This window comes from Sorangium sp. KYC3313, from assembly GCF_052075895.1.
GTDB classification, from domain to species: domain Bacteria; phylum Myxococcota_A; class Polyangia; order Polyangiales; family Polyangiaceae; genus Sorangium; species Sorangium cellulosum_B.
Map to the genome: position 1 here is coordinate 4,328,328 of NZ_CP197255.1, position 18,932 is coordinate 4,347,259.

At 65.5% G+C, this 18,932-nt stretch carries 21 protein-coding genes and 1 pseudogene; 10 read left to right on the forward strand and 12 right to left on the reverse strand.

What is annotated here, in order from left to right; translation table 11 throughout:
- Nucleotides 1-148: 148 nt before the first annotated feature.
- Nucleotides 149-1,570 (reverse strand): c-type cytochrome, encoded by a 1,422-nt coding sequence (locus ACSRUE_RS16920; RefSeq protein WP_441291895.1) that lies wholly within the window; start codon nucleotides 1,568-1,570, stop codon nucleotides 149-151.
- 652 nt (nucleotides 1,571-2,222) lie between these two features.
- Between ACSRUE_RS16920 and ACSRUE_RS16925 the strand changes: the two genes are divergently transcribed.
- Nucleotides 2,223-2,402, forward strand: a complete 180-nt coding sequence (locus tag ACSRUE_RS16925) for a hypothetical protein (protein WP_441291896.1) — start codon at nucleotides 2,223-2,225, stop codon at nucleotides 2,400-2,402.
- A gap of 15 nt (nucleotides 2,403-2,417) precedes the next feature.
- Here ACSRUE_RS16925 and ACSRUE_RS16930 read toward each other — a convergent pair whose 3' ends face one another.
- The 6 genes from ACSRUE_RS16930 to ACSRUE_RS16955 all read right to left on the reverse strand — a co-directional run bounded on the left by ACSRUE_RS16930 (nucleotide 2,418) and on the right by ACSRUE_RS16955 (nucleotide 6,751).
- The gene (locus tag ACSRUE_RS16930; RefSeq protein ID WP_441291897.1) at nucleotides 2,418-3,278 is read right to left on the reverse strand and encodes a DUF2231 domain-containing protein; all 861 of its coding nucleotides are present in this window, start codon (nucleotides 3,276-3,278) and stop codon (nucleotides 2,418-2,420) included.
- Between the two features lie 483 nt (nucleotides 3,279-3,761).
- Nucleotides 3,762-4,313: a GTP cyclohydrolase I FolE gene (folE, locus tag ACSRUE_RS16935; protein ID WP_441293097.1), complete on the reverse strand. Its 552-nt coding sequence runs from the start codon at nucleotides 4,311-4,313 to the stop codon at nucleotides 3,762-3,764.
- Nucleotides 4,314-4,324: 11 nt separating this feature from the next.
- Entirely contained in the window at nucleotides 4,325-4,855 is a 531-nt protein-coding gene (gene folK, locus ACSRUE_RS16940) for a 2-amino-4-hydroxy-6-hydroxymethyldihydropteridine diphosphokinase (RefSeq protein ID WP_441291898.1), read from the reverse strand.
- Between the two features lie 17 nt (nucleotides 4,856-4,872).
- Nucleotides 4,873-5,235 (reverse strand): dihydroneopterin aldolase, encoded by a 363-nt coding sequence (locus ACSRUE_RS16945; RefSeq protein WP_441291899.1) that lies wholly within the window; start codon nucleotides 5,233-5,235, stop codon nucleotides 4,873-4,875.
- Nucleotides 5,220-5,978 carry an SDR family oxidoreductase gene (locus tag ACSRUE_RS16950; RefSeq protein ID WP_441291900.1) on the reverse strand — a complete coding sequence of 253 codons (759 nt, stop codon included), beginning with the start codon at nucleotides 5,976-5,978 and terminating at the stop codon, nucleotides 5,220-5,222. Before ACSRUE_RS16950 ends, ACSRUE_RS16945 begins: the two co-directional genes overlap by 16 nt.
- Nucleotides 5,979-6,058: 80 nt before the next feature.
- Entirely contained in the window at nucleotides 6,059-6,751 is a 693-nt protein-coding gene (locus ACSRUE_RS16955) for a succinate dehydrogenase/fumarate reductase iron-sulfur subunit (RefSeq protein WP_441291901.1), read from the reverse strand.
- A gap of 14 nt (nucleotides 6,752-6,765) precedes the next feature.
- Between ACSRUE_RS16955 and ACSRUE_RS16960 the strand changes: the two genes are divergently transcribed.
- Both ACSRUE_RS16960 and ACSRUE_RS16965 read left to right on the forward strand, forming a co-directional pair.
- Entirely contained in the window at nucleotides 6,766-6,987 is a 222-nt protein-coding gene (locus tag ACSRUE_RS16960) for a hypothetical protein (protein ID WP_441291902.1), read from the forward strand.
- A 244-nt stretch (nucleotides 6,988-7,231) separates the two neighbouring features.
- On the forward strand, nucleotides 7,232-7,636 hold the full coding sequence (locus tag ACSRUE_RS16965) for a RidA family protein (protein ID WP_441291903.1): 405 nt from the start codon (nucleotides 7,232-7,234) through the stop codon (nucleotides 7,634-7,636).
- A gap of 97 nt (nucleotides 7,637-7,733) precedes the next feature.
- On the opposite strand, the gene ACSRUE_RS16970 is transcribed toward ACSRUE_RS16965, so the two are convergent.
- Entirely contained in the window at nucleotides 7,734-7,970 is a 237-nt protein-coding gene (locus ACSRUE_RS16970) for a hypothetical protein (protein WP_441291904.1), read from the reverse strand.
- Between ACSRUE_RS16970 and ACSRUE_RS16975 the strand changes: the two are divergent.
- A pseudogene (locus tag ACSRUE_RS16975) lies at nucleotides 7,969-8,960 on the forward strand (GlxA family transcriptional regulator). The gene ACSRUE_RS16970 and the pseudogene ACSRUE_RS16975 overlap by 2 nt on opposite strands.
- 253 nt (nucleotides 8,961-9,213) lie before the next feature.
- On the opposite strand, the gene ACSRUE_RS16980 reads toward ACSRUE_RS16975, so the two are convergent.
- The gene (locus tag ACSRUE_RS16980) at nucleotides 9,214-9,549 is read right to left on the reverse strand and encodes a DUF6968 family protein (protein ID WP_441291905.1); all 336 of its coding nucleotides are present in this window, start codon (nucleotides 9,547-9,549) and stop codon (nucleotides 9,214-9,216) included.
- Nucleotides 9,550-10,566: 1,017 nt separating this feature from the next.
- Between ACSRUE_RS16980 and ACSRUE_RS16985 the strand changes: the two genes are divergently transcribed.
- A protein-coding gene (locus tag ACSRUE_RS16985; protein ID WP_441291906.1) for an IS5 family transposase occupies nucleotides 10,567-11,369 on the forward strand; the annotation gives its coding sequence in 2 pieces (ribosomal slippage) (nucleotides 10,567-10,891 and nucleotides 10,891-11,369; 804 coding nt in all).
- A 67-nt stretch (nucleotides 11,370-11,436) separates the two neighbouring features.
- Nucleotides 11,437-11,604, forward strand: a complete 168-nt coding sequence (locus ACSRUE_RS16990) for a hypothetical protein (RefSeq protein WP_441291907.1) — start codon at nucleotides 11,437-11,439, stop codon at nucleotides 11,602-11,604.
- Nucleotides 11,605-11,798: 194 nt separating this feature from the next.
- On the opposite strand, the gene ACSRUE_RS16995 is transcribed toward ACSRUE_RS16990, so the two are convergent.
- Nucleotides 11,799-12,386, reverse strand: a complete 588-nt coding sequence (locus ACSRUE_RS16995; protein ID WP_441291908.1) for a hypothetical protein — start codon at nucleotides 12,384-12,386, stop codon at nucleotides 11,799-11,801.
- Nucleotides 12,383-13,321, reverse strand: a complete 939-nt coding sequence (locus ACSRUE_RS17000; protein ID WP_441291909.1) for a PD-(D/E)XK nuclease family protein — start codon at nucleotides 13,319-13,321, stop codon at nucleotides 12,383-12,385. Before ACSRUE_RS17000 ends, ACSRUE_RS16995 begins: the two co-directional genes overlap by 4 nt.
- A gap of 1,048 nt (nucleotides 13,322-14,369) precedes the next feature.
- Between ACSRUE_RS17000 and ACSRUE_RS17005 the strand changes: the two genes are divergently transcribed.
- A complete protein-coding gene (locus tag ACSRUE_RS17005) occupies nucleotides 14,370-14,537 on the forward strand; it encodes a hypothetical protein (RefSeq protein WP_441291910.1) in 168 nt (55 codons plus the stop codon).
- Nucleotides 14,538-14,739: 202 nt separating this feature from the next.
- On the opposite strand, the gene ACSRUE_RS17010 is transcribed toward ACSRUE_RS17005, so the two are convergent.
- Nucleotides 14,740-16,539, reverse strand: a complete 1,800-nt coding sequence (locus tag ACSRUE_RS17010; RefSeq protein ID WP_441291911.1) for an AIPR family protein — start codon at nucleotides 16,537-16,539, stop codon at nucleotides 14,740-14,742.
- Nucleotides 16,540-17,007: 468 nt separating this feature from the next.
- Between ACSRUE_RS17010 and ACSRUE_RS17015 the strand changes: the two genes are divergently transcribed.
- The 3 genes from ACSRUE_RS17015 to ACSRUE_RS17025 all read left to right on the forward strand — a co-directional run bounded on the left by ACSRUE_RS17015 (nucleotide 17,008) and on the right by ACSRUE_RS17025 (nucleotide 18,914).
- Nucleotides 17,008-17,568, forward strand: coding sequence for an RNA polymerase sigma factor (locus ACSRUE_RS17015; protein ID WP_441291912.1), 561 nt, complete (start codon nucleotides 17,008-17,010; stop codon nucleotides 17,566-17,568).
- On the forward strand, nucleotides 17,565-17,813 hold the full coding sequence (locus tag ACSRUE_RS17020; RefSeq protein ID WP_441291913.1) for a hypothetical protein: 249 nt from the start codon (nucleotides 17,565-17,567) through the stop codon (nucleotides 17,811-17,813). The genes ACSRUE_RS17015 and ACSRUE_RS17020 overlap by 4 nt, the downstream gene beginning before the upstream one ends.
- Nucleotides 17,814-18,137: 324 nt before the next feature.
- The gene (locus ACSRUE_RS17025) at nucleotides 18,138-18,914 is read left to right on the forward strand and encodes a hypothetical protein (RefSeq protein ID WP_441291914.1); all 777 of its coding nucleotides are present in this window, start codon (nucleotides 18,138-18,140) and stop codon (nucleotides 18,912-18,914) included.
- The last annotated feature ends 18 nt before the right edge of the window (nucleotides 18,915-18,932 follow it).

Genomic DNA, 18,932 nt, shown 5'->3' on the forward strand with positions numbered 1-18,932 from the left:
GAGCGCGGCGACGGTGAGCGCGAGGCGGAAGGGCGGGTGCACCGGGACGGAGATCCTCATGGTTCAGTCCGGCTGGAGGCGCTCCGAGAGGCAGAACCTCATGCTGCACGATGGAGCGACGAGACGTCCGGATCCAGCGGCCGGCGAGCTATGGCAGCGCCCCCTCCGGACGTACATGGCCACCTCGACCAATGCGGCGGCTGCGCTCTCTGGCGAACTCCTTCAAATGGAGCACTGGACGAGTTTGTGGTGAGAAGGAGAGCACGTATGCCACCAGAGCCCACCGATCCGCCATGTCTGGGACCGCGTAAGAATAGGATCCCATCGGGGTACCGTTCAGTCCGCCAAAGATCGTGCGATAGATATCGGCGGGCGCGAAGCCGTTCTTGAACGACCATTTGTACGTGAAGTCCGCCGGCGGATCTGGGTGGCCCCAGTCGTCGGTGAGCGCGGGGGCGGTTTCCCCGTCACCTCGACCTTCAACCCCGTGACACTGGAGACACAGCAAGACCCGCGCGATCTTGTGTCCACGATCCGTCAAGGTGGCCAGATCCGATGGCGGCGCTGGGATCTCGAGCTTTCGAGGTGCCGCGTGAGAACGATACGCCTCGACGAAGCGCGGGGAGAACACGATCAGGTAGAGGGCTACCTCGTGCACCTGTTGCTCGCTCAGGAACGGCGCCCACGCCGGCATCGCGGTGCCGGGCACGCCGTTTCGGATCACGCGCTCGACGTCGTCGAGCGTGGGCAATTCATGAAATTCGGTCGTGCGAAACTTGTAATTCCCCTGGCGAAAATCACGAGGCTTCACGTCGAAGCTGGAGGCTTCGGGGCCAGCCCCGTCGCCGGCATCCCCGTGACAGACGGCACATTCATGAAGGTACACGGTCTTTCCGCGCGTCGCGGCCTGCGCGTCCGGCAGATCCAGCGGTACGTCCGGAGCCGCTGCCGGCGGCGGTGAGCGAGGGGATGGCGGCACCGCCGTGCCAGGCTGAAAACCATACGCGCCAGCGTAGCCAACATGTGAGAACACGTCTTGATGCTTGCTCTGTAGCGCCCAGTTTCCGCGTGCGGCAAAGCCGGGGCCGAACAGGTCGTACATCTCGAAGAAGTCCACGGCCTTGCAATCGGTCAGGACCGCCCCCACCTCGTATCGATACCGTTCGTACGTATAGCTGAACGCCACGCCCTGACCCGCGGCGAGCAGGATTCGGTGCATGAGCGGGTCGACGATGGCCGTGTGGTGAAACAAGTACCGCGCGTACGGGCTCCGCGCGCAGTAGCCCAGAAACTCGACCCAGGGATCGATTGATCTCGGAGCGATCTCGGCCAGTCGATCCTTGACGTTGACTCCGAACACGCCGCCATATCTCTCGAAGAAATCCGGGAACATCGTGTCTGTCCATCGATGCGACCCGACGATGTGGCCAATGTACATGCCGAAGCTCATGAGGACATGCCGCTCCCACCGGGAGCCGGGAGCGAAGTGCAGGAGCACCCCCCCCTTCGGGCCTGTCCACCCCGTGCCGCCGTACGCCTCGCCCTGGTGCTCGTTGATCTTGTTGTTCACCGACCAATATACGAAATCGAGCCATCGAGGATCGCCAGGCGCGATCGTCAGCTCGGTATCCGAAAGGTCGGAGCTCGGGTTGTAAGAGGTCCGGACGCCCCGGCACCTCTGGCGCCAGCGCTCATCGCTCCACGCCATCGGGCCCAGTCCCCCAGGGAGCGCTCCACGCGCGCCTCCTCCCTCGCGCTGGTGCGCAAAGGGTGGAGCGCTGGCCTGCTCTCCGGAGCCGCTCTGCGCCGAAAGGACGCCGGGCCCCCCAACCGTTCCGGCAACCTCGGCACGCCCGTCAGCGATAGCTGCGGCGATCGAGCCGCTGGGATCGAGTCTGCCGAGCCCGCGCGGCGTCCCTCCAACGTCCACGTCTGCTCGCGCGCGCTCGGCTGGAGCCTTACAGGTCGCGGCGCAGGCCGCGCCACATGCAATGACCAGCACCGGCGCGGCGCGCCGCGCCCACCCTCGATGACGAACGGGACGCTCGCTCGACGCCGTCATATTTGTTCCCTCGTGACGCTTCGATGTTCACCATCGGCGGCGCGTTCCAACGGGCCGGCCCCCCAGCCGCGCTCGCGTGCCCGGCGGCGCGTGCCAGGCGGCGAGGGCTTCCCACTTGGGTCACGTGCGCGATAATGCACACCTGAACGGAGGCGATGTCATGGATACGATCGGCGGCCCTTTCCTCTCCGCGGCGGCAGACACTCCCGACCTTCCCGAAGAAGACTTCGACCGGGACCCCATCCCGGAGCCGGGCGAACCCGGCCGTGCCGATGCCATCGAGAGGATCGCGCGGGAGGCCGACCCGCGATCGAGCGCGCAACTCTCGGAGGAACTCTGACGCGGCGTGCGCGGCTCAAGCCGTGCGCCCCCCGCCGCCCAGTGCCGGCTGGGAGGCTCCCCGCCGGAGCTCGGCCAGCGGCTCGCGGCGTTGGTGCCGCTCCTCCTCGGGGCGGTAGCGCACTTCGATCATCCCATTGCGAACCACCGCATCGAAGCACGGTTGGGGGGTCGTGGCCGGCCCGTCGATGACACAGCCGTCCTCGAGCCTGAACCGGGAGCCGTGCCAGGGGCAGACGATTCCGCCGTCGGCGAGTGAGCCTTCGCTCAGCGGGCCGCCGAGGTGAGCGCAGACCTCGCCGAGCGCGTAGATGCGGTCGGCAGTGCGGACCAGCACGATAGGGATCCCTTCGGCCTCGACCCGCCTCGGCTTACCCTCGGCGAGCTCGGCCGCCGGAAGGACCGGCACGAAGCCGCGCGGTCTTCGGCTGTCATCCGCGTGGTTGACGCCGATGCGCTCGCGATAAACGAGATCGCCGCCGAGGTAAGCAGACGCAAGCACGACGGCGCCGCCGATCGTGGACAGGACGCGACCCGCAGCGCGGCGCCCGCGACCGCGGAGGAGAAGCGAAGAACCGAAGAGCGCGAGCGCAGCGGTGTTGAGCGCGCCGTGCACGAGGCCGAGGCGCTTGCCGCGCGCGCCCGTGTGTCGCCAGTCGGTCAGGCCCGACGCCGCTGCGCCGAGGGCCCCGATGATCCCGAGCGCGATCGCGCTGTCGGCCGCTCGGCCGTAGCCGCGCCGCCTCCGCGTGGACACGTCGATGAGGTCCAGTACCACGGCCGTGGTCCAAGCGCCGATGGGGACGTCCGTGAGGACGGGGTGGAGCGGATGTCCGAGCCAGGTGCCGTGTAGCAGGTTTTGCAGAGGTCGGCTCATCGGGCCGAGCATCCTGAACCCCCCTGTCACCGCACGTTCCACCGCCCGACCGACGGCATCGAGCCGGTCCTGGCGCTCGATCGCGGCAGCTACGCGCCTGCCGGCTTCACGGATCGGTTGCATCTCCATATGTGTCCCCCTGGAGCCACGTGAGCTGGGCTGTTCGTCGCGACACCGATTGATCTGCTGGTCTCACCGCGAGCGCGCACGCGAGCCAGTCTGCCTCGCGGGCGGCACCCTTCCTCGAGCACGCATCTTCTTGGCAGCCTGAGCCCGGCCCCTCGATGAGGTGGGGGCGGAACGCCGCGACGCGGGAGCTCGGCTTCGCGCCCGCGTCGCGGCCTCGGCCGTGGTGCGCACGGCCGGAGCACGGACGCGCGCCCTGCCGCTCATCGTTCGCCGTGTCGTGTCGGTCATGCGCTCTCGCTCCTCCACTCCACTGCAAGTCCACTGCAAGCCTCGGGCCTCCGCGACGTGGGCGGATCACGGAGGGGCCCGGTCGATCAGGGAGAGGAACTCGGTCCTCGTCGCGTGGGACTCGCGGAAGCTCCCGAGCACCGCGGAGGTCACCATCACGGAGTTCTGCTTCTCGACGCCGCGCATCATCATGCAGAGGTGGCGCGCTTCGATGACGACCCCAACGCCCTTCGGCTTGATGAGCTCCATGATCGATCCGGCGACCTGATCGGTCATGCGCTCCTGGATCTGCAGGCGCCTCGCGTAGGCGTCCGCGATGCGGGCCAGCTTGCTGACGCCGCACACGGTCTTGTCGGGCACATACCCAATGTGGCATCGGCCGAAGAATGGCAGCAGGTGATGCTCGCAGAGGCTGTAGATTTCGATGTTCCGCACGAGGATCATATGGTTGGCCTCGAGCGAGAACTTGGCGTCCTTCACCAGGGACTCGACATCGACCCCGTACCCCGACGCGAAGAACTCGAACGCTCGCGCCACCCGCTCGGGCGTCCTCCGCAAGCCCTCGCGATCCGCGTCCTCCCCGAGCTCGCTGATGATCTCCCGGACGAGCCTCTGCACCTTCTCGCGGTTCATTGCCGCGCCTCCTCCGTCGTCGGCTCAGGCCTCCTGCTCCGAGGCACCTCGATCAACTGCCTCGTATAGCCAGGCAGTGGCACCATGGGGTACCCGGCTGTCCGCGCAGCGACGTCGGTGATCCGGCGCTCTGAGCCGGGCAGCGTCAGCCCCGGGGCGAGCTCGGCGAGCGGGACCGCGACGAACGGTCTGGCCAGCGCATCGGGATCGGGGACGGGGCGCCCGTCGACGAACAGCGGCGAGTCTCCGTAGACCAATAGATCGAGGTCGATGGTCCGAGGCGCGTATGCGTCGGCGGTGCGCCTTCTCCCCAGCGCATCCTCGATCCGCCGGAGGATCGAATGTTTCAACGACGCGGCGTCGATGTCGACCTCGATCTCGACGACGCCGTTGTAGTAGTCCGGCTGCGGGCGGACTCCGAGCGCGGCCGTCCGGTAGAACGTGGAAACCGCGACGATGCGGCCCTCTTGGTCCAGCCGCCGGAGGGCCTCACGCACGTTGTCCTCCGGATCGATGTTGGAGCCCACGCCGACGTACGCTCGTGTCATGGCTGCCCGGCCCGCTCGCGCGAGATCTCGACGGCGACGCCCCGCGTGAAGCGGAGCTCCGTGGGCTTCTCCACGGTCACCTCGACCTTGTGTACGGACGGCGTCGTCAAGCAGAGCTGCGCGATCGCCTCGGCCAGCGCCTCGATCAGATGATACTCGGATTCCTCGGTCATTTTCAGGATCTTCTTCTTCAGTGAGCGATAATCCATCGCGTCTTCGAGCCGGTCGGTTCGGGCCGGCACCCGGATGTCGGTCCAGAGCGCCAGGTTGATGACGATCTCCTGCTTCTCGCGCCGCTCCTCGGGGGTGACTCCGAGGACGCAGCGAGCGAGGAGGTCCTTGATCAGGATCCGGTCCATGATCGCTCCGAGACGAGGTGCTGCCCACCATCGACGTGAACGATCTCCCCGGTGATGAAGCTGCTCTTCGCGAGCGCCACGACCGCTTCCGCGACGTCCTCCGGGCGGCCATGCCGCTTCAGCGGGAGGTGCTCGGCGAGACGATCGATGTAGGCCGCCGTCTCGCCCGGAGGGGGCAGCATCGCGCCCGGCGCCACGCCGTTCACCGTGACCCCTGGAGCTAGCTCGACCGCGGCCATGCGGGTCAGCACCGCGAGCACGTGCTTGCTGAGGAGGTAGCCTACGTGCGAAGGATCGTAGCCATCGATCCTGGTGTCGAGGAGGTTCACGACATTGCCCCTACCGCTACCGACGCGGCGCGCGAACTCACGACACAGGACGAGCGGGGCCCACGCGTTGACCCGAAGGCTGGTGAGGAAGCCTTCGAGCGTGAGCTCGGAAAAGCGTTCGTGGGGGAAGATCGAGGCATTGTTCACGAGAACGTCCAGCGTTCCAGCGATCTGGAGCGCTCTCTCGATCAACCCGCCAGCCTCACCAGGGTCGCTCAGGTCGGCACGGATCGGCCATGCCCTGACCCCAGGCCGGAGCAAGTCGTGGCAGAGATCCTCCGCCTCCCCCGCGGAACGATTGTAGTGGACGACGACGCTCACGCCCTCCGCGGCGAATGCGAGCGCCGTCGCCCGTCCGAGGCGCTTCGCTGCTCCCGTGATGAGCACTGTCTTGTGCCCGGCGGCTTCGGCCATGGCTCGGTGCTTCCTCCTGCATTTGGCTTGCGCTCCATGGCCCGAACCGCAAGGCTCCACGCAAGGCGACACGGGCGAGGTCAGCCCGGCCCGTTGCCACGCTCGCCCGCCTCCCGCCGGGCGGCCCGGAGCGCGTGGAGATAGTCGCCGTTCATGCGGACGATGTCGTCGATGCTGATGACCTTCGGGCATGCCTCCTGGCACTCGCCGTGGAAGGTGCAGCCTCCGAACCCTTCTCGATCCATCTGCGCCACCATCGTGAGGGTGCGGCGGCCACGCTCCGGCTGCCCCTGCGGGAGCATGCCGAGGTGCGTGATCTTCGCGGCGGTGAAGAGCGACACCGATCCGTTCGGGCACGCGGCCACGCAGGCGCCGCACGCGATGCACGCGGCGGCGTCCATCGCGCGCTCGGCCCAGGTCTTGGGAACGAGGATGGTGCTTGCCTCGGGCGCGCTGCCGGTGGGCGCCGTGATGAAGCCTCCGGCGGCGATGATGCGATCGAGCGCGCTGCGATTCACCACGAGGTCCTTGATGACGGGGAAGGGCCTGGCCCGCCACGGCTCGACATAGATCACGTCGCCGTCGCGGTACGCTCGCATGTGGAGCTGGCACACCGCCGCGCCGCTCCAGGGGCCGTGGGCCACGCCGTCGATCATCAGGCCACACGAGCCACAGATCCCTTCGCGGCAGTCGCTCTCGAATGCAATGGGATCCTCCCCGTGCTCGATCAGGCGCTCGTTCACGACGTCGAGGACCTCGAGGAGCGCCGACATCTCGTGGCGACGAGGTGTTCGCCGGCGTGCGTGACTTGCGCGGAAGAACCGTCGGCGAGTTGAGGGAGCTCGGCGTGACGCCGGTCGTGATCGATGTCACCGACGACGTGGCTGTCGAGCGCGGTGTCACCCAGGCGCTGGCGGCAGGCCCGCTCGACGCGCTGGTCAACAACGCGGCGATCTTCCTGCACGCCACGGTCGAGGCGCGCAGCCATTCGAGGCCATCGAAGCGATGATCCAGCAGACGCTCGGGCTCGGGTCAGCGTCGTAGATCGCGCGAAATGCACCACCTCCGAGACGCGCTGCCGCCGTCCTCGGCGTCCTTCTCCTCCTCTCCGCGGCCGCGTATGCCGCTCGGCGATCTGGGGCTCGACGTGGAACCTGCGTGATCGGTTACCCTGAGCTCCTCGTGCGCCTTCACAGCCAATAGCGCGCACGGCCCTTGACACCCTCGAATTGGTTTGCTTTTCCTTCCCCTCAATGCGCTTGGTGAAGATCAACCCGCCCGACGTCCACCAAACTCCCGGTTATCACCACGTCACGATCGTCGAGGCCGGCCGGCTGGCCTTCCTCGCCGGCCAGTGCCCACTCGACCTCGACGGCAATGTGGTCGGCGCGGGCGACTACCTCGCGCAGGCCGACCAGGTGGCAGCGAACGCGCTGACCGTCCTGAACGCGGCCGGGGCGCAGCCTGCCGACGTGGTGCGCTCGGTGATTCACGTGGTCAGCGACGATGACCAGGTGCTGGGTGCGGTGTGGCAGCGACTGAACGACTCAGCGCTCGGCCCGGCCTTCGAAGCGGCCAGCACCCTGCTCGGGGTCGCTTCGCTCGGTTTCCCCGGTCAGCTGGTCGAGCTGGACCTGACCACCGCACTCCCCGGTTGATCCAGCGGCGGCCGAGGCTGCTCGGTGCGCCCTCGAGCGCATCCCGGTGCACGTGCGCGCGCTCCGACGTCACGCTCCCTGACCGAGGACCGCTCGTTCAGCGGAAGGCGAAGCGGTCGACCGTGATCTTGTAGCTGAGCTGTTCGCCGCGCTCGATGCGGCCACCGAGCGATATGTTGTGCTCCTCGCCGCTCGTCGCCACGTACTTCGCGTCGGCCGCCACGAACGTGCACGCACCCTCTATCGGCTGCGGGCGCTCGGAGAGGCAGCCGTAGCCGTCCTCGGCGACGGGGCGACAGATGCGGGGGTCGATCTTCAGCGCCTCGACCTCCATGCACGTCGTGGCTGTGGTCGCGATGGACGGGGTCGTCCCCTTCGACCTGTCGACGCCCTGCGAGGTGTCGGGTGTGTCCGGCTGCCCGGGGGTCGGGCCGGGTATCAAGTCCGTGTTTGCGGGGTGACGCGCGAGGTGAGCGCCGGAGCGTTCGACCTCCGGGGGCGCTGCGGCCTCGACGAGCTGACGCGAGCGGACACCATCATCCTTCCGGGCGTCGCCGACGCGAGCGTCCCGGTCCCGGAGGCGCTCTTGCACGCGGTCCGCGCCGCGGCGGCCTCGGGCGCCCGCGTCGCCTCCATGTGCACCGGGGCGTTCCTCCTCGCCGCGACCGGGCTGCTCGACGGGCGCCGCGCCACGACGCACTGGCTCGCGACGGACGAGCTCGCGCGCCGCCACCCGGCCATTCGCGTCGACCCGAAGGTGCTCTACGTGGATGAGGGGCAGTTTCTGACGTCGGCGGGCGCCGCGGCGGCGCTCGACCTCTGCCTCCACATGGTGCGGCTCGACTACGGCTCGGCCGTGGCCGCGGACACGGCGCGGCTCTCGGTGATGCCGCTCGAGCGCGACGGGGGGCAGTCGCAGTTCATCCTCCACGAGCCGCCCGCGCCGGACGGGTCGTCGCTCGAGCCGCTGCTGCGGTGGATCGAGGAGGTCCTCGACAAGCCGCTCACGCTCGAGGACATCGCGCGGCGCGCGGCCCTCAGCGTGCGCACGCTGAACCGCCGCTTCCGCGAGCAGACCGGCACCACGCCGCTCCAATGGCTGCTCCGGGCCCGCGTGCGCCGCGCGCAGCAGCTGCTCGAAACGACGGGGCACTCGGTGGAGTCGATCGCGGCGAGGGTCGGGTTCGGCTCGCCGACCGCGTTTCGCGAGCACTTCCAGCGGCTCGTGACCACGAGCCCGCAGGCGTACCGCCGCGCCTTCCGCGCCGCGCCGATCGAGGCGAACGGACGCCGGGGGGCGAGCGTGAAGTCGAGCGCTCCTTGAGCGCTGGATCGGGCGAGGCGCCCCGCGCCCGAAGCCGTCGAGAGCAGTGTCCGGATCCATGCTCGCGGGGCACACGGAGGTCACACAGCGGCGAACGAGCCCAGGCCGATACTCGTAACGAGGAGGTAGGTGTCAACGCAAGATCCGTTCAGGGCATACCTGTCGCGAATGACTGGCTCGAGCCGAGCTCGCCGGCCCATGCTCGACATCACGACCCGGGGTCGGTGTTGTGTCGAGGGCCCTCGCGTACCCGCTACTCGGAGCGGGGCTTGCCCGGCGTCGGCTTCGTCAGGTGCGGGATCGCCGGGAACCAATGCCAGTCGTCCCCCTGGGCGCTCACTTGACCCAATTCACCAAGGCTGTCCATCAGCATCGGTATCATATGTAGCGCGCCATATAGCGCTTGAAAGGCGTCGAGCCCTGAACCGTGGGAGCGCGTGACCTCACTTCCTGGTCCTTGGATTTCGAAATCAACTTCCCAGCCGCGCTCATGCCTGAACTCCGGCTTCCACAGCAGAACACGGATCGCTTCTTCGGTACCGTCCGGCCGCTTCAGCGTGAGCTCTCGCTCTGCGATGGGAAGCTGCATGCGCCGATGGTGCCACCGTCCTCGGCATCGTCAAGCGTCCGTCCTCTGCATACGGCGAGACATCTGCCGTTGCCGAACGTGCGTGCTCTGTCGCACACTTTTCGGTGCTTACGTAGAATTCTCTCCGAGCAATACAGATCCCATCGTTCGTCGAGCGTTCTGCAGGCGTTTTCGCAAGTGGCAAATCGGCAAGCAGCTACAGCCTTTGCGCGACCTTCGTTGTGCTCGGCATGGCATTGCTGTTTGGTCTGAGGAGGTGCCACCAAAGCGCCGCACATGAGCTGCCACACGTCCGCTCCATCGTTTACCGCATTGTCGCATCGCCCTTGTGGTGTACGTTCGGGTTCCGGATCCTCTGCTGCGAGTGCTCCAGGTCGAAGGGCAAACAACAGCGTAGACGTTACGAACGCGGCTTTGAGCATCACCTGCCCCCCGCTCGCCTATATGAAGCGGCCGTGGGAGAGCGGAAGGGGCGTGCCGATGTGTAGCGTACCCTGGCTCAGTACGTGTGTCCTCGCGAGAGCGCCTGGCGATCCACTTACGACCCGCAGGCTGGAGATCTTCACGGCACTCGGCAGCGCGGGAGCACCTCCTCGCGAGCACCGACCTGCAGAGCTGGACCGCCGGGTCGCCGTTGTCAGCGACGCCCGGGAGCTCCTCGCCCACGCCGGCCTCGCAGAGGCAGCCCCGTGCCCTGACGTCGGGGCACACGGAGGTTACACGGCGCCAGCTCCCGTTTTTGCCGACGCTCTACGAGACCGGTAGGTGACGTGCACGTACGTCGAACTCTGCTGCCGCGTGCATGCGGCACGTACAATTCGCTGTGGGCTATGTGTGCATTCCGTAGTTTTAAGTTGGTATCTGACGGCACCCTTATGACGAGGTTGGCTGATTCGAGCGGCATGGGCATGGCAAGACGCCGGCAGGGAACCGGCGAGCCGAGAAGCTAAGAGCACCTAACAAAAGCCCGTGCACCCCGCTTGCTTGAGGGAAGCCGATGGTGCGGCAGAATACAGCGTGGGCAAGCTGTTGGTGCCGGACGAACTCTGGGAACGAATCGTACCTCTATTGCCGAAAACGGAGCCGAAGCCGCAGGGGGGCCGGCCGCGTACGCCTGATCGGATCGCGCTGACCGGTATCTTGTTCGTGCTCAAGACCGGGATCTCTTGGGAGTATCTCCCGCAAGAGCTCGGCTGCAGCGGCATGACGTGCTGGCGCAGGTTGCGCGACTGGCAGCAGGCTGGCGTCTGGGATCGGCTCCACGAGGTCTTGCTCGATGAGCTCGGCGAAGCCGATAGGATCAACTGGGAGCGTGCTGCGCTGGATGCCTCGCTGGTTCCGGCAAAAAGGGGGGTGAAAAAACTGGCCCGAACCCCACGGATCGCGGCCGGCCGGGCACGAAATATCACCTTCTGGTCGATCAGAATGGTATCCCGCTCGCCGTCGAGATGACGCCGGCGAACGTCCATGACTCGAGGATGTTCACTCCTATGGTGGACGCGGTGCCGCCGATCGCGCGTCCTTGCGGCCGACCGCGGCGCCGCCCCAAGAAACTGCATGCCGATAAGGCCTACGACGACCCGGCCCTGCGGTTGGCTTGTCATCTGCGCCACATCGTGCCCCGCATCGCTCGCAAGGGCATCGAGTCGTCGGAGAAACTCGGCCGTTACCGCTGGGTCGTCGAACGGACGATCGCTTGGCTCCGGCGCTTCCGGCGCTTGACCGTGCGGTATGAGCGCCGTGCCGACATTCACCGAGCGTTCCTCCTGCTCGCCGTATGCCTAATCTGCCTCAACTATACCCCGACGGGCTTTTGTTAGGCGCTCTAAGTGCGCGAAACCGCGTCAGGCAGACGAATCGCGGACGAAACCGGCCGACCCGCGGACGGTGCTGCTCGGCCAGCTCGCGGAAGGCATGAGGGCGGCGCTCGCGGCGGGCGACGTCGAGGCGGCTCGCATCGCCTACGAGACCATCGGGCGGCTGCTCGGCGCGGTGGAAGCCGATGCTGCCGGCGTCATTGACCTCGCCGCCGAGCGCGTTCGCCGCGGCGGGTAGCGCCGGCCGGAGCGGCGCTCGCGGCGGGCGACGTCGAGGCGGCTCGCATCGCCCACGAGACCATCGGGCGGCTGGTCGCTGCAGCAGAGGCAAGGAGGTCCAGCACTCCGGCGCGTAATCGGCCTAACGCCTTAGCGCTGTGCTGCCGCGCCGCAGGCGCGGTCAGCATCAGCGCCTCGTTGGGCGGCGCCACGTCACTTCGGCGGAGCGGCCATGATGCGGTCGTAGAGTTCGGAAGCGATCGGCCATGACTCGGCTGCGAGTTGAGAGGCGAGCTTCGCAAAAGAGTCGCCCTCCTTCGGGAGGATCCTTCCAAGGCGGCAAGAGCACTCTGCGTTGCGCAGGTCGAGGTTCCTCTCCTGGGCCAGCGCACTCAGCAAAGGAAAGTGACGGCGCTGCGTTCGAATATTCGCAAAAAGCTTTATCGGATTGCCGTTTTCGGAGGTCTTCCACAGGGCGAACGTTATCCAAGCCTCCCATGCGTTGCGAATGAGAAGAGGTACATCGGTGTAAGTTCTCTCCCAGATGGTGTCTCGCCGGCTCTTGTTTTTCTCGAGCGTCGCCCTATTCTTGGCGTCACCGGCCGCACTGAGAAATGCTTGACGGCACGCAAGCAAAAGGTCCACGTACGAGTCTCTTATGTGTGGCGTGATCAACTCAATCGCCTCCCGCTCCTCCGGCTTCAGTTCAGGAATCTCCTCTGTTGCGAACAAAATCGACTCCGTGAATTCGCCGTTCTCGAGAACAAACGCGAATGCTTTACTTACAACTTCGATGCTCACGTGGACTCCACCTCGGATTCAAGAAACCGTAGTGCGTTCCTTTGCGTTCGGAGTGACCAGTAATCGAAGGTGTCCGCCTCCGCCAGGCCATACAAGTGGACCGCCACAATTTTCAGGTACATTGACAAATACATGTGCTCCGACGTTCGTCCTGAAATCGCCACCGGGAGCCATAGCCTGAGAAGATCGCGGAAGATGATGTGTCGCGCAGCTTGTTTGACGCTAGGCCGTTGCTCCGGGTCTTGTGTTAGGAACACGAGGATGCCCTCGCGAGCGCCTTGTGCGCAGAGCTCGCCGAGAGCCGCGGCGTAGTCCGGTACCTGTTGAAGCCCCTCCGCCGCGTCGACCTTGACCTCAATGAGCACTACGGCACGAGGTGATTCGATACTGATATCGACTCTACCGTGCTTCCCGAGGTGGCGCTCGGTGCGCACTTCTGCGCCGACGAAGTTAAGGGCCTCCGGAATGGCCCCCTCTTCTTCCTCACTGGTCGGATGTATGAGAAACGTTCCGAATGCAGCTCGGCAGGCCGTGCCAACATCCCCGCTCTTTCGTGGATCGAGAAAGTGGGCGACGAGCGCCGAGTGCACTACCTCGACATGCGCCTGACCGAGCGGGCCAAGAAGGTCCGGACGCGTTTCCAGAACGCCAAGCATTGCGCGACGGGCAGAAGGCAGCGCTTTCCGTCTTTCCACACTGGCTCCCGCCACGCGCCACAGTATATCTTTGGGGCTCGCCATGATGACGCGCTCAAAGATCTCAGTATTAGCGGGGGACGCCGGCACAGGACCATGCTGGGCCGCGAGATCCTTCGCGAGAGCGACGAGCTGCCCAAGGTAGGTTTGCCGGCGACGCAGCAAATCCTCCGATTGAGCCTGAACGTCCAACGTAGCCGCGAGTGTCACCAGAGAGTCGAGATAGTCCTGCCGGTTCATGATCGTTCCGCGCTGCCCCAAATAGGTGACAGTTGCGCCTAGTGGCTCCAGTTCCGGACCGCCCAACATCGCAATCAGTTGCGTTGCACGGCCTAGCGGCGGGCTATGTCATGTAGGCGGCGAGGCACCGCGGCCAATCTCCGTATTCCCGCGAATAGGTTGCGACGCTTCGCGGCAACTATGCGTGTTCCCGTGAATAGGCAGCGACTTCCGCGACCTATCCACGCATCTCCGAAGATAGGCCGCCGCTGCGGAGACCCGGCGAGGGGGGCCTCGGCGACCCCTCGGATCCTACTACCTGGTGGGGCGAGGGCGGCGTCGCGGTCGAGACACTCCAGGGGCGCCATGCGCGATGGTTTCCCTTTGGCCGTTCTGTGGAGGGTGCGGGCGGCGTCGTCATGCTTGGAGTCCAGAACGTTCGCGATGCCCGACAACGAGACGAGCATCTCGTTGACAGAAGACCAGGTGGCGCAACCCCACGCGCCGACGGGTGCGGTCCGCGCCGAGAGAGCGTCTCTCCGGTCCGCTTTGCCGCTCGATCCACCCCATGGCCAACTCTCTCTGCGAGGTCAGCGGAGATACCGTCCCGTGTCAAGAAGAGCCCGCTCGGCAGACTCGTCTCGGGTGGGTAGGGAGATCGGGGTCGCCGCCGGTCCACCTACATCCGGTCCTGCTCCACTGGTCCCGGTTTCCAGCAGGGCGGACCCGGGATCCGGGTCGCGGGCCCCCAGTCGGCCATCCCACCCCGTTCCGTTCCGCCCGTTCGGCTATGGCTATCCGCTACCGGTGCCCTGCTTCACAGCGCCCAGACCCCGCCAAACTTTATCAGGTCACACGCAGATCCCACAAAAGCAGAAGACACGGCTCTCGCCGTGTCTTCTTGGTGGAGGCGCCGGGAATCGAAACGCCTGCCGAGGGTGGGAATCCGCAGGGATCGCGTAGGTTTCCGCATGAGTCGGGAGAGGCAAGCATGCCGTTGACGGCAGCTAAGTGCGCGAAACCTCGTCAGCCGGACGAATCCCGGACGAAACCGGAGGACCCGCGGACGGTGCTGCTCGGCCAACTCGCGGAAGGCATGCGGGCGGCGCTGGCCGCGGGCGACGTCGAGGCGGCTCGCATCGCCCACGAGACGATCGGGCGCCTGCTCGGCGCGCCAGGGGCCGACGCGGCCGGCGTCATCGACCTCGCCGCCGAGCGCACCCGGCGCGGCGGGTAGCGCTCGCGGCGGCGGCGCTCGCGGCGGGCGCCGTGGAGGCGGCGCGCATCGCCCACGGGACCATCGGGCGCCTGCTCGGCGCGCCAGGGGCCGACGCGGCCGGCGTCATCGACCTCGCCGCCGAGCGTAGCCGGCGCGGCGGGTAGCCGAGGGCGCAGCGGTTGCGCGCATTTTCGAAGCAGCCAATCGACTGCGGTAGCAACTATTCGTCGGTATCATCATGGTCATCGGCGAGAGTCGGATCAAGTTGGGGCGCATTAAGTCCAGCAGCAGCTATCAGCTCTTCGAAGAAGCGACGCTTTTTGATGATTCTCTTCGCCTTATTTGCTGCATTCTTGCCAGCGATGTACCGAAGCAGTTGCTCACTTACCCGGCCAAGCGCCTCGCCGGCAACTCCGTCCTCAAACGAGTTGGCGACTTGAATGACTTCCTCAGGCCCCCATTTTTGGCGACCGAGAACGAGCGCGACATACAAATACGCGGCAAAGGGCAAGGTTAGATGCAGATGGCCCCTATTGAACTCTGCGGCAGGAACCTGCCCAGTCTTCCCTAGGCGCTCAATGTTCCGGGCGATTAATAGGCACGCAAGATATACGTCAAGCTTCCAGCTCGAATTAAAAACCGTGTTGTAGACCTGGTCACTTCGAAAGATATTGCTCTTGGAGGACAACGACCCTAACGGATCGCAAAGAGCAATGGCACGAACATATTTCGCGAGTTGGCGAGGGCTTACGATTCGATCCGCCGATTTGCCGTGGTTCTGCCAGAACCCATTGCGCCGCTCGTAATACCAGTCTCTGCCCTCTAGGTATGCCTCTATGTCTCTTTGGATCTTGTCTGTGGCTCGCAGGAACGCAGCATCGACGGGCGTCTGATAGTTCGACGCCTTTATGATGCGATCGAGGACCGCGCGGTCTTCGGTTACGATGATCTTCACCAGGATCGCGCGGTCATCAGTCTTAAGGCTCGATCCATTGTCTTGCTGCTTTAGTTGAGAAAACCAGTTGTAAATCGTCTCTGTGGTCTGAAGGCCGTTGACGATCTGCACGTTCTCTAGGTGCATTTCTTTGCCGACTGTACTGGCATAAGATGCCAAGAACGTCACGCCATTATTTAGCCACCAAAAGTCAACGGTGTCTCCATCGGTCCCGCGCCCGCTAAGCGTTGCCGCAATGTCTTTGTTGACGGCAGTTTTTCCTCCAAGATAGTCGCGAATATTCGACTCGAACAGATGGCGCCGGAGGGAACCGTCCTCCGCGCTAACAAACCTGTAATAGTCGTACAGGCGACAAAGGATAGCATAGTTTGTTTTGCCGCGTGAGAGAACGGATTCAATAAAGGGGAGCTTGATTGAGTAGTCTGGTTGTCGCCGCGCGAGATCAAGTAGCTCAGACGCACCAACGAATGTAACGCTGCAACTGATGGTTTCTCTGATTTGTCTCTGGATTAACTTCTCTAACGTTGTCGCCCGAGCACGGAGGTCGTCGCCGACGGCTCTTGCATCGCCCCGGCACATATACAGAATCTGAGCGCGGAACTGAAACCTCTTCCCAGCATTGTCCAGGAGTGCTTGTCTAAATATTTCGCGCGCCTCAAGAACAGAGTCGTTGTATGGGTATTCAAGTGCCGAGTCGTCCTTGCTGAGATCGAGTAACTCAGCAAGTGACGCATGTAGTTGGTCGAGTGGTGCCTGCTGAAAGGAAGATCTGTGCTTTACGGTGCATACGACGATTTCGATCGTTGGGTGGTGTTTGTGCGCATCGGGAATCTCATCGATCGTGGCCAAATTGTCGTCGACAAGCGTAAAAAATCCGTCGATGCCGCCGTCGCGGCCGCCGTCGACCCATCCGGTCCTAAGATCTTCGTATGTTAAAGCGTACCGCTTAAGCCCTTGCTCGAGGCAAAACAGCTCAAACAGCTCGTCGTCCGAAAGGGTCGTGCCAAGCCTATCCTTTGATTTTGCAACGAGCGCGTCCAGTAGAACGATGTCATTCGCTGTCATTGGGTGTCTCCGGTTGCCATCTTGCTTAGGTGTGCGAGCGAGCCTGGCGACAAGCGATGAATTGAGAACTGGATGCCGCTGATGCGCCGTCACGCTGAATGTGTGACGAGCGCCGCCAACGAGGCCGCGCTCGCGTCGGCGATTGTCAACGAGACGACCGTCTCGTTGTCAGAAACTCGGACGGTGCGATCCGTTCATCGTCGAGCATGGGTATCGATTGCCATTCTCATGCTGACCACGTAAGCTCGCCGGGCAAGCAAAGTGCCGCCCGCGGGTGCTGGTAACACCCCGGGCGGCGTGGCCGAACCCCGAAGCAACGAGGTCCGACATGTCCGTTGTATACTTACGCCCTTCGAGGGGCCAAGGAACCGATCCGCCTTCAGGACGGGCTCCTCGCCCGTCCGCTTCCCGTGCCGCTGAAGAGCCCGCCGGCCCGCGAATTTCCCTCAAGACGCGTAGGAGGAGCAGGTGAAGCGCCCGCGGAAGGGGGCCAAGCGCCCGCCTGCCGCGCGACATCCCCGGAAGCGCCCGACGATGCAGGCGATCCTCGCCGAGCGCGGCATCGTGCTCGCGACGCTCGCGGGCATCCCGAAGCGCGACGTCGCCGACGTGGAGCAGCAGGTGCTCATCAACGCCTGGAACGCCATCCGGCGCGGGCTCTACCGGCCCGACCCGCGAGACGAGCCGCGCGCCGCGCTCCGGAAGTGGCTGCACGGGATCGCGTGGCGCCTCGCGTCGCACTACATCCACAGCGCGTACGTGCGTCGCGCTGTTCTTCATCCGTCGCCGCTCGGTCTGCTCCCGGAGGTCGTCGGCCCGAACCTGCACGCGCAGATCGAGGCTCGCGAGATGTTGCAGGTGCTGGACGAGCTCCCGGGCTGGCTACGCGAGGCGCTCTTGGCCGTCGATGCGCCCGAGCCGCTCACCGAGCACGCCCGGCAGCGCGGCATGAGCCCGTCCACGGCCGCGAGCCGGCTGCGCATCGCCCGGAAGGCGCTGGCCTTGCGGCTCAGGAGGTGGCGCCGATGAACGACCGAGCCGAAGCGCGCCGCCTCCTCTCCGCCGAGGACGTCTCCTACCTCGTGGAGCAACTGCGCATCTTCGACCGTTACCCCGGTGTGGTCCCCTGGAACCGCGCCGAGCTCTGGGCCGCCGCGCTCGATGCTCAGATGAACGCCACGACGCGCGCCGAGCGCGAGGCGGTCGCCGAGGTGCGCGGCGCCTTGCAGGTGCTCGACGCCATCGAGCGGTTCTTCGTGCGCCGCGAGGCGTAGACGGCCGCCCCCCGCGAACGCACGCCCGGCAGAAGCGCGGCGCGTAATTCGCCCATCCGAGCTCTATCACCGCCGACAAGACCGGGGCGTCAGATGGCTGCCATGGCGCGCGGCTCTCGGAGCGCTCCGGCCCGTGGAGCGCGCTTTCACCATCGCCGGGCTCGCCCGAACGCTCGCCCCGCATCCGTTCGGCGGGGAGCCGAGCGCCAGCGGCTCCGCACCTTGCTGACGGCGATCGCCCCCGGTTCACCGAGGAACGCGTTAGGATCAAAAAGTGCGGCCGGCGAGGGTAGAGCCTCCCGGCCGCGGACAATCACGGGCGAGGTGACTGTGGCATCGAAAAGGGTAGACGCGAGTGCAGGTAAAGGCAAGGAGACGAAGCGCAAGGGCATCAAGGCGAGCAGGGCTGCCCCCACCCGCGAGAAGGCGGGAGCGGCGCCGCAGCCGCCCGAGGCTGATCCGGCGCCGGCTCAGCTTTCGCCCGAAGAGTTAGCGGAAGAGTTCGCGGATACGCTCACCATGCTCATGGTGTCGATCGACAGTCCTTATACAGCGCACCGCGCGCTCCAAGCCTACAACATGGGACTTAACTTCTTTATTCAGGGGACGAACCCGGGCTACCCCTATCCTGAGATGAGGGGGATTCTAACCGCGCTGGAACGGGCGCACGGAGATATCGCACGCCATGGTCAGGATGGTGGGGCGCGCCAGGCAAAAGGCTTTCTTCAAGCCATGGTCAAATTGGCCTGGCACTACAAGAAGCAACGGAGACCTACGCACCGGGAGCTGGTGCTGGGCGCCCTACGGTCGCCCGGTCATGCTCTGACCCAAGATGGGCGTACGATTCAAGTCCCCTCCTATTTCTTCCTTGCGAAGGCAATTCTCCACAACCGGCGCTCACGGGCGGACTTTGACCAGCAGGTCTCGGTTCTGGAGGCACGGCTTGCCGAATACTTCGGACCGGATGGCATCGATCCGGAGAGCGACCTCGAGGAGGTTGCGAGGCAGGCATTCAAGGTCGCCGGGATCAACCCGCACAACGCGCTCGACGCTCCGGAACGCATGAGGGCGGTTCGGGAGCGCCGGCGACGTCGGGTCTAGCCGGCGGGGGGCAGGTTA